Annotated in this window: 13 protein-coding genes; 3 read left to right on the forward strand and 10 right to left on the reverse strand. The window is 75.8% G+C overall.

Features of this window, described 5'->3' with window-relative positions; all coding sequences use genetic code 11:
• Positions 1-293: 293 nt before the first annotated feature.
• The gene (locus IE326_RS22470; RefSeq protein WP_229915569.1) at positions 294-1,271 is read right to left on the reverse strand and encodes a cell division control 45 family protein; all 978 of its coding nucleotides are present in this window, start codon (positions 1,269-1,271) and stop codon (positions 294-296) included.
• Positions 1,272-1,383: 112 nt separating this feature from the next.
• Positions 1,384-2,373, reverse strand: a complete 990-nt coding sequence (locus IE326_RS40910; protein WP_229915570.1) for a hypothetical protein — start codon at positions 2,371-2,373, stop codon at positions 1,384-1,386.
• A 291-nt stretch (positions 2,374-2,664) separates the two neighbouring features.
• On the opposite strand from IE326_RS40910, the gene IE326_RS22480 reads away from it, so the two are divergent.
• Positions 2,665-2,880, forward strand: a complete 216-nt coding sequence (locus IE326_RS22480; RefSeq protein ID WP_190043538.1) for a hypothetical protein — start codon at positions 2,665-2,667, stop codon at positions 2,878-2,880.
• 13 nt (positions 2,881-2,893) lie between these two features.
• On the opposite strand, the gene IE326_RS22485 is transcribed toward IE326_RS22480, so the two are convergent.
• Both IE326_RS22485 and IE326_RS22490 read right to left on the reverse strand, forming a co-directional pair.
• Positions 2,894-3,301 (reverse strand): peptidase inhibitor family I36 protein, encoded by a 408-nt coding sequence (locus tag IE326_RS22485; RefSeq protein WP_150226548.1) that lies wholly within the window; start codon positions 3,299-3,301, stop codon positions 2,894-2,896.
• 385 nt (positions 3,302-3,686) lie between these two features.
• Positions 3,687-4,481 carry a class I SAM-dependent methyltransferase gene (locus IE326_RS22490; protein WP_229915571.1) on the reverse strand — a complete coding sequence of 265 codons (795 nt, stop codon included), beginning with the start codon at positions 4,479-4,481 and terminating at the stop codon, positions 3,687-3,689.
• A gap of 464 nt (positions 4,482-4,945) precedes the next feature.
• On the opposite strand from IE326_RS22490, the gene IE326_RS22495 reads away from it, so the two are divergent.
• A complete protein-coding gene (locus IE326_RS22495) occupies positions 4,946-6,190 on the forward strand; it encodes a GNAT family N-acetyltransferase (RefSeq protein WP_190042782.1) in 1,245 nt (414 codons plus the stop codon).
• Positions 6,191-6,281: 91 nt separating this feature from the next.
• Complete coding sequence (locus tag IE326_RS22500) at positions 6,282-7,166, forward strand: NAD-dependent protein deacetylase (protein WP_190042783.1); 885 nt, start codon at positions 6,282-6,284, stop codon at positions 7,164-7,166.
• A gap of 50 nt (positions 7,167-7,216) precedes the next feature.
• Here the strand turns inward: IE326_RS22500 and IE326_RS22505 are convergent, their stop codons facing one another.
• From IE326_RS22505 to IE326_RS22530, 6 genes are all read right to left on the reverse strand, one after another.
• On the reverse strand, positions 7,217-7,963 hold the full coding sequence (locus tag IE326_RS22505; RefSeq protein WP_190042784.1) for a helix-turn-helix transcriptional regulator: 747 nt from the start codon (positions 7,961-7,963) through the stop codon (positions 7,217-7,219).
• Positions 7,964-8,027: 64 nt separating this feature from the next.
• Positions 8,028-9,734 carry an amidohydrolase gene (locus IE326_RS22510; protein WP_229915572.1) on the reverse strand — a complete coding sequence of 569 codons (1,707 nt, stop codon included), beginning with the start codon at positions 9,732-9,734 and terminating at the stop codon, positions 8,028-8,030.
• Between the two features lie 381 nt (positions 9,735-10,115).
• The gene (locus IE326_RS22515; RefSeq protein ID WP_190042786.1) at positions 10,116-10,598 is read right to left on the reverse strand and encodes a hypothetical protein; all 483 of its coding nucleotides are present in this window, start codon (positions 10,596-10,598) and stop codon (positions 10,116-10,118) included.
• An 806-nt stretch (positions 10,599-11,404) separates the two neighbouring features.
• Positions 11,405-11,629 carry a DUF6458 family protein gene (locus IE326_RS22520; protein ID WP_150226555.1) on the reverse strand — a complete coding sequence of 75 codons (225 nt, stop codon included), beginning with the start codon at positions 11,627-11,629 and terminating at the stop codon, positions 11,405-11,407.
• Positions 11,630-11,748: 119 nt separating this feature from the next.
• Complete coding sequence (locus IE326_RS22525) at positions 11,749-13,089, reverse strand: amidohydrolase (RefSeq protein WP_190042787.1); 1,341 nt, start codon at positions 13,087-13,089, stop codon at positions 11,749-11,751.
• 75 nt (positions 13,090-13,164) lie between these two features.
• Positions 13,165-14,466: an amidohydrolase family protein gene (locus tag IE326_RS22530; protein ID WP_190042788.1), complete on the reverse strand. Its 1,302-nt coding sequence runs from the start codon at positions 14,464-14,466 to the stop codon at positions 13,165-13,167.
• Between the last annotated feature and the right edge of the window lie 113 nt (positions 14,467-14,579).

Raw genomic sequence — 14,579 nt, forward strand, 5'->3', positions numbered from 1 at the left:
GGCGGGGTGCGGAAGGAGTACGGGGACGGGTGCGGGCACAGGTACGGGTGCGGATGCGGGTGCCTGTACGGGGACGGGCGCTGGTCGGCGGCGGGGCGGCGCTCCCGGGCTCCCGGGCTCTTCGCGGACGCGGGTACGGGTGTGGGTGCGGGCATGGGCGTGGACGTGGGTACCGGGCGGGCCCGTACGGCCTCGGAGCCGTACGGGTGCCTCGTACCGGGTCTCGTACCAGGACCGGCGGCCGGCACCGCCTGTCGGAGCCGTCGGCCGGGACCGGCGCCTTTCGGCCGGGGTCAGCGCCCGGCGCGGGCGCGGTGCTCCGTGTAGGCGCGGACGGGGTCGGAGCCGTCGAGGTAGTTCCAGGGGAACTCGGTGACCCGGCCCTCCGTGGCGCGGAAGCACTCCCGGGCGGAGGCGGTGTCGCCCGCCAGGGAGAACGCCATGGCGAAGGTGTTGTGGAGCGGGAGCAGGCCGGGTCCGCCGGCGAAGTCCGGGTGCCGGTACGTGTGGTCGGCGGCCTCGTTCAGGGCGGCGACCACCTGGGGCTGCCGGATGTAGCGGGCGTCCGGGCCGGAGTCGAGGGCGAGCCAGTGCTCCAGGTGCGCGAGGGCGACGAGCTGGCCGAGGGGCGTCCCGCCGGGCGCGCCGAAGGCCGCCTCGCGGGCGAAGGCGTGCATCTCCTCGTGGGAGCCGCCCCACTTCTCGCAGACCTGCTGCAACTGCTGCTGGTGCGCCCCCAGGTGGTGCGGGTCCCGGCGCACCGCCGCCTCGAAGCGGCGCCGTGCCGTCTCCTGCCCGACCTGGAGCCCGCGGCCGGTGATCTGGAGGCCGTACCAGGGCGAGATCCACTCCGGCTCGCGCTCGGCGACCTCGTAGAGCCAGGTCTCGGCCGTGTCGAGCCGCTCGTGGAAGATCCGGAACTGCTCGCGGGACACGTGCTTGGCGCTGGCCGCCGTCCGTGCCTCCCAGGCCCAGCCGATGTGCCGGACGGCCGCCGCGAGGCGCGGCAGCGGGGCGTCCGGCTCCGCCGCCGTCGCCTCGGCGAGCCACCGCTCCGCTCCGGCGACGTCCCCCACCGCCCACAGCAGACCGGTCCGGTCCTCGCTCTCGGGACGCGCTTCGAGCACCTCCCGCACGGTCGCCCAGTCCGCCGCCTCGGCGGCCTCGCGGACCCTCCGGACGTCCGGGTCCCCCGCGTCCGCGTCGATGCGCGCCGCGGGCCTGCCCGTCCATTTACCCAGCGTGGTCCCCAGATTCCGGAGCAACGCCATGTCCCCACCCCTTGCCGTGTTCACACGGGGCGGCTGATGATCTCCCCGCCCGTGGGTGTAGTGACTATCACGTGCGACCGACAATCGCACTCCCGTATGAGCCGGGACCGGGTCAGGCCGCGACGCGGATCCAGGTGTCTCCCGCGCGGAGCCACAGGAAGCCGTCGCGGCCCTGGGCGCAGCGGAGGACCACCCTCCCCGGCACCCGGATCCTCCGACGCTCCGTCACGGTCCAGGTGGAGCCGTGCAGTTCGGCGCGGGTGAGGTCGACGGCGCGCCTGCCGTGGACGCGGCGGGTGAGCACGGCCCGGGTCCCCCGGACCGCGAAGCCGTCCGGCTGGTGGACGGGGCTGGGCCAGGTGGTCACCTCTCCGGTGGGCGGGTCGATCTGCGTCAGGAAGGTGCCCGCGCCCCTCCGTCCGCCGCCCGAGTACCAGACCGCCCACACCCGGTCGCCCTCGGTCGCGGCCGTGCAGCCCTGCAGGGGGATCGCGGGGAGCCGCCCCCGCGGGCCCCACACGGCGCCGCCCCGGTCGTCCCAGCCCGCCAGGCCGGCGCCCGACTCGGGGTGGCCGCCGTAGACGCCCTCGTCCCCGTGGACGGTCCAGATCCCTCCCCGGCGGTCGGTGGTCAGCGCGGCGATGTCGTCGCCGACGCAGAACTCCCGCTCGGGGACCCCCTCCGGCGAGAACACCGTGGCGTTGGGCGCCCACACGCCGTCGGCGCCGGGGAACGTACGGCCTCCGGCCAGCAGGAACCGTCCGTCCGGCAGCACGGCCAGGTGACCGGGCCGCACCTGGACGTCCGCCAGGGGGAGACGGTGCTCCCCGCCCCGCCCGGAGACCGTGACCAGTTCGGCGTCGAAGGGGGTGCGGGGGCTCCGGCCGGGCCAGCCCTTGACGTGGCGGGCGCGGGTCAGGTGCCGCCGGTGGACCAGGAGGACCGCGAGCTCCCCCGCGGGGCCCGCGGTCCACCACAGCGCCCGGCGCCCCCGGGCGGCGTCGGCGAGGGGGAGCCGCCACGCCCGGCGGAACGTGGGGACGGGGAAGGGGGCGGAGGGGTTTCCGTCGTCAGGGAGGGCGTCGGGAAGGGGTGGGGTCACCGGCGCATGATGCCGACCCGGACCGCTCCGGCGCCACGGGGAATCCGGCCCGGCGGCACAGCGGGGCCTTCCGTCAGGGGCGGCCGGCTCCTCGGAGACGCGCCCGGCGTGGGGGCCGGCCCGGCGGCGGACCCGCCTGGGGTCCGCAGGCGGCCGCCGCCCCGCACCGGCTGCCGGCCACCCGCGCACGGCGCCGAACCGCCCTTCTCCGCAAGCCGCTCACGGTCGCAGGACCGGGAAGGGGGGCCCCGTCCAGAGGGTCCGGGCGGGGAGGGGGGCGGGGGCGGGCGGATGGTCCGCCGGCTGGTCGTCGGGGGCCGCCGCACCGCCACCTGGTGCGCGAGCGAGCGCAACTGGCCCGAGGCCCTGGCCGTCCTGGGCCTGTCCGTGCCGGTGTCGATCGCCGGTGTCGCCCTCTTCGCCCTCGGCACGCCGAGCGGCCGGATGAGCGCCCACGCCGAGGCGGTGCGCGAACTCGACAGGCACGCCACCGCCTCGGACGCGTGAGCCGCGGGACGGCTCAGCAGGACCAGGTGTGGGAGCGGAGGAAGGTCCCGGAGCCGGGGAGGTTCGTCCTGCCGCCCTGGCGGAGGCAGAAGACCTTCGTGCCGCCGAGGTCGACGGCCGTGTACGCGGACACCGACGCGCCGGAGAGGCCGTGGTTGTAGGCGGACCGGACGCGGGTGCGGGGCGACCAGCTACAGCGGCTGGTGCCGTTGTTCCAGTCCGGGTCGTCGCCGCTCCAGGCGCAGACCGAGCCGGTTCCGTTGCTCCCGCTGTAGACGCAGAAGGATCCGTCGTTGCAGTTCCAGGCGGCGGGCGCGGTGGGCGCCGCGGCCGCGGGGGCCGTGGGGGCGAGCAGCACGCTCGCGGTGAGCACGGCGGCGCCCGCCGCGGCGAGACGCAGTCGGGTCGGGGTCCGTCCCATGTCGCCACTCCTGTCGTCGGCCCGCCCGGGGAGGGCGGGGCGTGGAAGATCACGGATCGAACCCTGCCCGGGGACGGCCGTGGCGGGGCAGGTCGCACGCGGCGCGGTGCGGGGGCGTGCGGGTGCGGGAGCGGATCTCCGCTTCGCCTCCTCCCGGCGCGAACCGTTCGCCGCGGTGGCGAGTCCACGCCGACGGAGGGCGCCGCGGGTCGGAGCCGTACGGAAAGCGGAGCGGGAGAGGGCGGGGCGCGCCCGGCTCGGGGACGGGGGTGCCGGGGCCGCCGCCGGTGTCCAGGCGGTCTCCCCGGCGGGTGGCCTTTCCGGCCTGACGGAAGCACACGGTGCCGGGCCGGACCGGCCCCTCCCGTCCCCGAGCCGGGCGCGGTCAGCCGTCCTTCCGGGCGATGAGCTGGAAGAGGCGCGCGGTGTGCATGTAGGGGTGACGGTCGGTCAGGGCGAGTTCGAGGCTTTCGAGTTCGGCGTAGAAGGCGGGCTCGTACTTGCGGGCGTCGTCGACGAGGTAGTCGCAGACGCTGCGGACGCCGTAGTGGCGCACGTCCCGGCAGCCCAGGCCGGTCAGGTGGCGGGTGACCTCCTCGGCCGTGTGCAGCGTCAGCGTCGAGCCGAACATCCGCGTCCCCGCCCGGTCGGAGTCGAGCGCGGCCACCGCCGCGGGCAGGTCCGTCTCGCGTACGGCGACGGTCAGCGGCTGCGAGTGCCGGTTCAGGGCCATCACCGAGAACAGGCCGTCCGGGCGCAGCGGGGCGAGGGCCGCGCCGAGCGTGTGCCGGGCGTCGTCCGCGTACGCGAGGAGGTTGTGGCACAGCACCACGTCGAACCCGCCGCCGGCGAGCCCGGCGGGGAGCCGGTCCACGTCGGCCTCGACGCAGTCGACGAGGTCCGCCAGACCGGCCTCCCGGGCGCGCCCGGCCGCCGCTTCGAGCATGGCGGGGGCGAGGTCGACGATCGTCACGTGGTGGCCGCGGGCCGCCAGCCGCACGGCGTCGCCGCCGTCCCCGCCGGCCAGGTCGAGGACGCGCAGCGGCCCGTCGGAGAGCGCCTCGCAGTGGCGCACCAGGTTGGCCTCGGCGATCGCGTAGCGCAGACGGCCCCAGGGCGCCTCCTGCCACTCCTTCCACACGGACATGGCCCGGCCGAACTTCTGCGCCGGGTCGGGCACTTCGGGAGCTTCGGTGGTCTTGGGGGGCTTGGGGGTTTCCGGCACCCGGGGGGTTTTCGGGGCCGTCGGGGCCCCGGGGGCCGTCGGGACTTCGCGTGCTTCGGCTGCTCCGGACATCCGGTGACGATAACCGCCGCCGGTGTGCTCCGGCCCCGCCCGGGGAGGGGCGACGGTTCCAGGACCGGCGCCCGACGCACGACCGGCGCGCGCTTCCCGGGCCCGGTGCCGCCCCCGGCCCGGAGAGGGCCGCACCGGCACGGGAGGCGGGGACGAATCCGGGGCGTCGTCCTCCGGGACCCGGACGGGTGCCTGCTGGTCCTGTCCGCCCGGGACCGGCCCGGCCGGTGGCTCCGCGCTCCCACGGGACGCGGGCGTAATTCGTTTGACCCCGTAGTCGATCACCGCTGCACTGGGGCGGGGGTGCCGCGGCGCGCGGCGCCCGTCCACGGGGAGGCAGAAACAGCATGGAGATCCGTCCCACGACCGAGAAGGACCTCGACGTCTTCGTCGACACCCTTCACACCGCGTTCGGACGTTTCCCGGAGACCGCGGCCGAGGACGGCAGCGGGGTCTGGTGGTCGGCGTTCGAGATGGACCGCGGTCTGGTCGCCGTGACGGCGGACGGGCGGACCGTCGGGACCGCCGCCGCGTACTCCTTCGAGCTCACCCTCCCCGGCGGGGCCGTCGTCCCGGCGCCCGGCGTGACCGCCGTCGGCGTCGTGCCCTCGCACCGGCGCCGGGGCGTGCTCAACGCGATGATGCGGCACCAGCTCGACGAGCTGCGGGCCCGCGGGGAGTTCCTGTCCGTCCTGCTGGCCTCCGAGGCGCCGATCTACGGCCGGTACGGCTACGGCCCCGCGACCTACACCCAGCGCATGACGGTGCCGCGCCACCAGGCCGGCTTCGCCCGTCCCCGGGCGTACGGGACGGCCGGCGGCGCCCCGGAGACGGCCCCCGGCTCCGCCCCCGACTCCGGCTCCGTGGAGGTGCTGCGGCGCTCCGAGTGCGGGGAGGTCCTGGAGGAGGTCTACGACCGGTACCGGCGCGCGCAGCACGGCGCGCTGTCCCGGCCGCACCGCTGGTGGGCCCGGGGCGCGGGACAGCCGCCGGTCGCCGCCGCGCCGCGCTACGTCGCGGTCCACCGGGACGCGGCAGGAGTCCCGGACGGGTACGCGGTGTACTCCCTCGACGGCACCACCCTCGGCGTGGACGAGACGATCGCCCTCGACGACGCCGTCTTCACGGCCCTCGTCCGCTTCGTGCTCGGGCACGACCTGGTCACCGAGGTCGTCCTCAAGCACCTCCCGCCCGGGCACCCGCTGCGCTGGCAGCTCGCGGACCTCCGTGCCGCGCAGGCGAGCGAGACCGACTGGCTCTGGGTGCGGCTGCTGGACGTCCCGCGCGCGCTGACCGCCCGGGGCTGGTCCGCCGACGGCGAGCTGGTCCTCGACGTCACCGACCCGTTCCTCGGCGGACGCGAGCGTCTCCTGCTGACCGTCCGGGACGGCAGGGCCACGTGCGTCCCCACGGACCGGGAGCCCAACCTCTCCCTCGACGTGGCCGACCTGGGCGCGGTCTACCTCGGCGGCACCACCCCCGGCACGCTCGTGCGCGCCGGGCACGTCCGGGCCCACCACCCGGCCGCGGTCGCCCTCGCCGACGCCCTGTTCCGCACCGACCGCGCGCCGCACTGCCTGCACTGGTTCTGATCCCGGGTCCCGGCCCCGCCCCCCTCCGGCCCCGTCCCCGTCCGGCCCCGCCCCGCCTCTCGTGGGGCGGCCGGTTCCGTACGCTGGCTGCATGCGCATGCGGCCTACGTTGAGCTGGACCCCGACCGAGGACCTCCCGCCGGGGACGACGGATCCGGAACCCGTCGTGGAGGTGGTGCGGGGCGGCGGCGTGCTGGTGCTCAGCGGGGCCGGGATCTCGACCGAGTCGGGGATCCCGGACTACCGGGGCGAGGGCGGCAGCCTGACCCGGCACACCCCGATGACCTACCAGGACTTCACGGGCGGGGAGCCGGCGCGGCGGCGGTACTGGGCGCGCAGCCACCTGGGGTGGCGGACCTTCGGACGGGCCCGGCCCAACGAGGGGCACCGGGCGGTGGCGGCCTTCGGGCGCCACGGGCTGCTGGCCGGGGTCATCACCCAGAACGTGGACGGGCTGCACCAGGCCGCGGGGAGCGACGGGGTCGTGGAGCTGCACGGCAGCCTCGACCGGGTCGTGTGCCTGGACTGCGGTGACGTGAGCGCGCGCCGGGAGCTCGCCCGGCGCCTGGAGGAGGCCAATCCGGGCTTCGACCCCGTGCCCGCCGCCCTCAACCCGGACGGGGACGCCGACCTCACGGACGAGCAGGTCGCGGGCTTCCACGTGGTCCCGTGCGTGGTCTGCGGCGGGGTCCTCAAGCCGGACGTGGTCTTCTTCGGGGAGACCGTCCCGGCGGAGCGCGTGGAACGCTGCCGGGAGCTGGTCCGCGGCGCGAGGTCGGTACTGGTCCTCGGGTCGTCGCTGACCGTCATGTCGGGGCTGCGGTTCGTGCGGCAGGCCGCGCAGGCCGGCACGCCCGTGGTCATCGTCAACCATGACCCCACGCGCGGCGACAAGCTCGCCGCCGCCCGGATCGCCCTTCCCCTCGGCAAGACCCTCACCGCGGTCGCGGAGCGCCTGGACGTCGCCGTCGGCTGAGGCGGGACCGGGGTCCCGTACGGACCGGACGGCTCCGGTCCGCCCCCGGCTCAGCGGTCGGGGGTGATCCCCCAGGCGACGGCGCGGGCCGCGGCCGCCGCGCGGTTGGGGAGGTCGAGCTTGGCGAGGATGTGCTCGATGTGGGTGCCCACGGTGCGCGGCGTGACGTGGAGGCGTTCGGCGATCTGCCGGTTGGTGCGCCCGGTCGTCAGCTCGGCCAGCACCTCCAGCTCGCGCGGCGACAGCCCGCCGGGGCGGCCCGGTCCCCGCTCCGCACCGGCTCCGCAGGAGGCCACGGCGGCGGCGAGGGACTCGGTGAGGAGGGTGACCACGGCACGGGCCGGGCCGGGGCTGCGGTGCCGGCCGCGGATGCTGAGGTTCAGCATGCCGACGTACCGGCCGTCCGCGGCGAACAGGCACTGGGCCACGCCGTCCTCGACGCCGAGGGGGGACAGCACGTCCTGGAACCCGGGCGAGACGGCCAGCAGCTCCCCGGGGACGTCCCCGAGCCAGAGTCCGCCCCGGGCCGGGCTGTGCAGCACGGAGAACACCGGATCGCGGTGGAGGCGGGTCTCGATGTAGGAGGTCGCGGCCTCGGGGTAGCTGCCCGCCAGCGTGGCGTGGCGCTGCCGCCGGGGGTCCCAGCGGGTCAGGGAGGCGTGGTCGTGCTCCACCACCTCCGAGAGCGCCGCCAGGACCGTGTCGACGCCGGTCGCGCCGGCCGCGACGCTCCTGGCGGCTTCACGGACGTGGACGGCGGCGTCCAGGATGTCCGCTGTGCTGTGCCGTGCCGCCATGCACCCCAGGATGATCATCCGCCCGGGATACGTCAAACGTGCGGGATGTCGCGCGGGACGCCGCTCAGGAGGCCGGCAGGGCGTCGTGCACCACCCGGCCGTCCATGACGGTGAGGAGGACGGGCATCTCCGGGACGGCGTGGGGGTCCGCGCCGAGCAGGTCGCCGCCGAGCACGCACAGGTCGGCGGCCTTCCCCGGCTCCAGCGACCCCTTCCAGTCCTCGGCGAAGTCCTGCCAGGCCGCGTCGATCGTGTACGTGCGGATCGCCTCGGCCAGGAGGATGCGCTGCTCCGGACCGCTGACCCGGCCGGCGGCCTTCGACTCGCGCAGCACCATGGTGGCCACGCCCTGGCGCCAGTCCGGGTGGGTGACGGGCGCGTCAGAACCGCTCGCGACCCGCACCCCGGCGTCGAGGGCGTCACGGTAGGGCCAGGCGTACGCGGCCCGTCCGGCCCCGACGAACTCCTCCTCCATGTCCGCGACCGTCCACTTGATGGTCGGGTTCATGTTGACGCCGAAGTCGTGCGCGGCGAGGACCTTCATGGCGTGCGGGGTGAGGAAGTCGCCGTGGATGACGTAGTGGCGCGCGTCCTCGCGCGGGTTCTCGGCGGCGGCCTCGGCGAAGGCGTCCGCGACGGTGTCGATGGCCCGGTCCCCGGTGGCGTGGACGCCGAGCTGGTGCCCGGCGGCGTGCGCGTGGCGGACCATGGCCCGGATCTCCGCGACCCGCTCGTCGTCGACCTCGCCGCCCACGCACAGGGAGCCGCAGCCGCCGCCGACGTACGGCTCGTGCATCCAGGCCGTCTTGTTGGGGACGATGCCGTCCGCGAAGACCTTCACGCCGTGGACGGCGAGGCGGCGCGGGTCCGGCTCCCCGGGGAGGTCGAGGGCGTCGAGGGTGCGGGCGAACTCCTCGGCGGTGCTCGTCATCCCGGTCGGAAGGAGCAGGACGCCGACGCGGGCGGTCAGCTCGCCGTCCGCGAGCAGCCGCCGGTAGACCTCCAGCGTCTGCGTCCCGAGCGCGCCGCGCATGATGCCGTCACCGCCGGGCCCGAGACCCGGCTCGGTGTAGCTGGTGATCCCGAGGGCGGCGAGCGAGGCCAGGGTGGACCGGATCGCCTCGGTCCGCTCCCGCAGGCCGAGCGGCGGCAGCGCGTTCTGGACGAGGGCCTGTGCGCCCTCGTGGAGCAGCCCGGTCGGCTCGCCCTCGGCGTCGGTGACGATCGCGCCGCCGGGCGGGGCCACGGTGTCCCGGTCGACGCCCATCAGCTCCAGGGCCTTGGAGTTGACCCAGGTCGCGTGCCCGGAGAAGGAGTACAGGACGACGGGGTGGTCCGGGCTGACCGCGTCGAGGTCCGCCCGGGAGGGCTGCCGCGACGGGTCGGCCACGCACTCGGCGAGGAAGCCGGCGTCCCAGCCGTGCCCGGTCACCCACTGCCCGGCGGGCACCCGCCCCACGGCCTCCCGCACCGCCTCCGCCACGTCCGCGAGGGACGAGACGGCGGGATGCCCGACCTCCACCGACAACGGCGGGGACGCCATCCCGTAGGCGCAGCCGTGCAGGTGGGAGTCGTTGATCCCGGGCAGCAGCGTGGCCCCCTCCAGGTCGACGACGCGGGTGCCGGGCCCGATCAGCGGCGCGACGTCCTCCCGCGTACCCACCGCGCCGATCACCGCCCCGGTCACCGCCAGCGCCTCCGCCACGGAGAACTCCGCGTCCACCGTGACCACCCGCCCACCGACGAACACCAGATCCGCATACGTACCCACAGCAGGGTCCTTTCGAAAACCGGGCGCACGACCGGCGCCCACGAACGGTCTCCGAGAACCCTCGCCGGACCCGCCCCCGCCCCACATCGGTCATCCGACCGACACGAACCCCGGACCGCCCCATCGCGGCGACCTCACGCGGCGACCTGACGCGGCGAGCTCTCCGCGAGCAGACCGAACGCGCGACTCCGGGCGGTGATCAACCGCTCGCACCTCGGCTGACGGGGCCCCTCATAGCGGTGGGACAGGCTGTGCCACCGGGCCGGCCACAAGGAGCGGGCACCGTCAGGCACCGCGTTCGCTCGCGCGCCAGAGGCCGGCCGAAGGCCGTCCCCCCTGCTGTCCGACACCGTTGCGCGACGAGGAGCCGATCTCGAAGAGTCATTCCGCCAGGGGTTCCGGGACCTCCACGGCCCGCACGTCAGGCGCCGAAGCGCCCGGGACAGCGGTCGCGTGCAGCGCGTGGGGCACCACCACGATCTGTACGTCGTCCTCGTAGACGACCCGTCCCGGGTCCGCGGAGCGAAGGACCTGGCAGTCGACGCCGTGCGCGGCCAGGATCCGCAGATAACCGGGGACGCGGGCGAGGAGATGCACGGCCGTCGGTTTGAACCAGGCCGCCGCACCGGGGTTGATCCCGTCGTCGTAGACACGGGGGTCGACGGTCGAGGGGTCGGTGTACGCGGCGTCGTACCAGCTGTTGTTACGGCGGCGGAACGACTCCTGCTCGTCCGTGAGCCTTCCCTCTCTCGCGAGATTGTTGAGGAGTCCGAAAACTCCGGTGAAGTGGCCTCGGTCGTTCCGGTGCGGAGACTGGAACCGCACGTAGTGGACGGTGTCGTCGCCGGCCTCGATCATCTCCATCGACGCATCCTCCCATCCTCCTCCTCGCGCTCCGAGGGGTGCCTTTCGCGGCGGACGGGCCGGTTGCGCCACGACGTCGGCACGTTCAGGAGGTCACGGACGGGGCCCGGGCCTCCGGCGATTCGCGTACCGGTCGGGGCGGGGGCCCGCCGGGTTCGTCACCTCGGAGCCGGGCCGGTCGCCGAGCTGCTGCGCCGGCACTTCTACGCGCCGATGGACCTTCCCGAGCCCCAGCCCGCGCCCCTGGAGCCGCTGCCCCGTACGCCCCGGGGCGGACGACTCCGGGGGCGCCCCGGTGCGTCCGGCGAAGAGGGGCGTCGCCGTCGACGTCGTCGCGCCCGGTCTCGTGGCCACCCCGCCCGGCGGGGCCCCGGCAGGAGCGCCCGGCGATCCGGGCCGCTGTCGGCCACCTGGCCGGCGTCGGGTCACCCCTCCCGGACCGGCCCCGGGGTGGGCCACGGCGGGTCCGGGGGCGTCGGGGGCGTCGGGGGTACGGGATCCGGTCCGCCGGGCCCGGGGGCCGGACCCGGCAGCGGACCGGGCTCGGGGGCCGGGCCCGGCCCGGGCGGGGGCGTGGGGCTCGGGGGGACGGGGTCGTTCGGGGGCGGGATGCTCATCGGCCCTCCTGACGTGCTCGACGCGTTCCCTGCGCCGGCGTGCTCCGCGTGGCCGCGCGCTCGGCGCGTCCTCCACGCGGTCCAGCCGTCCGGCGTGCCGGGGGCGTCCGTGCCGCGGGATCTCCGCGGCCGGTTCCGCGCCTACCCCGCCCGTCCCGCCCCACACCCCGCCCTCCGCGCGGGCCGGGGTCAGAGCAGGTCACGACGGTCGCTCTCGGTCACCGTGGGGGCGACGGGCGGGACGACCATCCTGCGGCGGCGCAGGATGCTGGTGTAGACGGCGATCCCGATGACGCCGACCGCCATGAGGATCAGGCCGACGAGGTCGAGGTCGACCGTGTCGACCTCCCAGTCGGTCGCGAAGGTGAGGATGGCTCCGACGGCGATCAGGATGATGCACAGTCCCAGACCCATGGTTGTTCCCTCCCTGGTGGGTTGGATGTGCTGCGCGTACCCCGCCGTCCCGCGTTCATTCCGCGGCCGTTCCCGACCCCGACGTCACGTCAGTTCCCCGAGCGGCGCCGCCCGTTCGGTCAGTCCAGGAACTCGCCGTCCCGGGCCACGACCGCGCCGCCGTGGACGACGAGGTCGCGCTGCGGCATGTCCACCACGACCTGGGGGAGGTTCTGGCCCCGGACCAGGACGAAGTCGGCGGGGGCACCCGGCTTCAGGTCGGCGTGCGGGAGGCCCATGACGTCGGCGCCGCCGTGGGCGGCCGCGCGGTAGCAGTCGGCCAGTTCCTCGTCGAGGCGGACGTCGGTGACCCAGCCGAGGAGGTGGGCGCGGTGGAGCATGTCGGCGTTGCCGAAGGGGCTCCAGGAGTCGCGGACGCCGTCGGAGCCGAGGCCGACGCGGACCCCGTGCTCGCGCAGGCGGGCGATCGGGAGGACGAGGTCGCGGGAGGGGGCGACGGTCGTGAGGGCGATGTCCTGGGCGGCGAGCTCGGTCGCGAGGGCGCCGAGGTCGCGGTCGGACAGGAACGGCAGGCAGAAGACGTGGCTGATCGTCACCTTGCCGGCGAGGGACAGGGCCCGGGTGCGGTCGATGATGCCGCGGACGGCCCGTACGCCCTCGTCCCCGTCGTCGTGCAGGTGGATGTCGACGCCGACGCCGTGCCGGTCCGCTATGCCGAAGACGGTGTCCAGGTGCTCGTCGAGGGCGTGGTCGAAGCCGATGGGGTCGATGCCGCCGATCATGTCGACGACGCCCCGGCGGGCGCCCTCCTCCAGGAGGCGCGCGGTGCCGGGCGTCCGGATCACGCCGTGCTGCGGGAAGGCGACGATCTGCACGTCGAGCGCGTGGGCGAGCCGGCGGCGGGCCTCGGCCAGGCCCTCCACCCCGGCCAGGCCGTAGGCCGGGGCCACGTCCGCGTGGGCGCGCATGCCCCGCGTGCCGCGGCTGACGGCGTGGCTCATCAGGCCGTACGCGCGCTCCGCGACCGAGCGGGTCTGGGCCCGGAAGAGCTCCACGTCCTGCTCGACGAAGTCGGCGATCGTGTCGGCCGGCCGGCGCGACACCCACGCGCCGCCCCAGGTCGTCTTGTCGGGGTGGATGTGGGCGTCCACGAGCGACGGGAGCGCGATGCGACCGCCGCCGTCGACGGTCCTCGTCCCTCGGGGCGCCGGGCCGTCCGTGATCCTGCCGTCGACGACCACCAGGTCCGTGGCCGCCGCGCCGAACGGGCGGACGTCACGGAAGACGACCGTCCGGGAGCCGCGGCCCGCCTTGCCCGTGGCTCCGGGCGCCGCCGGGGCGGCGGCGGAGGCGGGGGCCGCGGTGACGGTCGCGGCGGCGGCCGTGCCCGCGGCGGCCGCGGCTCCGGCCAGCACGGAACGGCGTGACAGCGCACCGGGGGAAGCCGGGGACTGCTGCATGGGGGAACTCCTTCAGGAGAAAGGGGGGAAGGAAAGAGAGGAGGGAAAGAAGGGGGAAGGGAGGCGGGGAAGGGGTCAGACGGGGATGCCCGCGCGGACCACCCGGACCGGCGTCTTCAGGAGCGACAGGTCCGCGAGCGGATCGCCGGCGAGGAGGATCACGTCGCCCGCGTAGCCCCGGGCGAGGCGGCCCGTGGTGCGGTCGAGGCCGAGGAGGCGGGCCGCGCCGGTGGTCGCGGTGCGGAGGGCGTCGAGGGCCGGGAGGCCGGCGGCGTGCATGAGTTCCACCTCGCGGCCGACGGGGTCGACCGTGCCGCCGGAGGAGTCGGTGCCGGCGGCGAGCGGGACGCCGAGCTCGTACGCGGCCCGCACGGCCCGCTTCAGGACGGGCAGGAAGGTCCGGCCGCGTTCGGCGAGGACCGGGTCCGGGTCCTCGGCGAGGCCGGCGATGGCCGTGAGGGTGGGGGTGAAGTACGTGTCGCGGCGCCGCATCTCGCGCAGGGTGCGCTCGCCGACGAACACGCCGTGCTCCAGGGAGCGGACGCCCGCGGTGACGGCGTCGTGGCAGCCCCGCTCGCTGTAGCTGTGGCAGAGCACGCCCTTGCCGTGGCGGCGGGCGGCCGCGACGATCTCGGCGAGCTGGTCGTGCGAGTAGACCTGGACGAGCGGGTCCTGCTCGGGCAGGCCCGCGCGCTCGTTGACCCTGGTCTTGATGACGTCCGCGCCCCGGGCGGCGTTGACGTCGACCATGCGGCGCAGGGCCTCCGCCGAGCGCACGCCGTCCCGCGACCGGACGAGCGGGGTGAGGTCGGGGTCGGCCAGGAGCGTGTCGCCGGGGTCCGGGGTGACGAAGACGCCGGCGGCGCGGAGCCTCGGCGCGAGGTCGGGGCTGTGCCGGGCGAGTTCACGGACGGCGACGTCCTGGTAGAAGGAGGTCGAGCCGCTGCGCGCGCTCGTCACGCCGTGGCGGAGCGCGGCGCGGGCCTCGGCGGCGGTGCTGAGGTGGATGTGCGCGTCCGTCAGGCCCGGGAGGATCCAGCGGCCGTGCGCCTCCAGGACCTCCACGCCCTCCGGGAGCCGGACGGAACCGGTGCGGCCCGTGGCGGTGACGGTGCCGGCCTCGATGACGACCACCGCGTCCTCGGTGACGCGGCCGGTCGCGGGGTCGAGCAGCGTGCCGCCCCGCACGACCAGGTCACCGGTCCGCGTACGGGTTCCGGCCGCCCCGCGCTCCCCCGAGCCCCGCCCTCCCCCGGGCGCGGTGGCAGCGGTGGCGGTGCCGGTCGCGGCCGCGGTGCCGGCGAGGACGGCGGCACCGGCGAGGATGCCGCGGCGGGTCAGGCCGGCCGGGAGCGGCCGGGTGGCGTCGACACACATGGGGACTCCTTGGAGCGAGGGCGACCACGAGTCCCCGTTTTGTATACCAACTTTAAGATGCGGAACAAGGGGTACCGCCACGACCTCGGAAGAACGACGGAATCCGCAGCACC

The sequence above is a fragment of the Streptomyces filamentosus genome, from assembly GCF_014654895.1.
GTDB classification, from domain to species: domain Bacteria; phylum Actinomycetota; class Actinomycetes; order Streptomycetales; family Streptomycetaceae; genus Streptomyces; species Streptomyces filamentosus.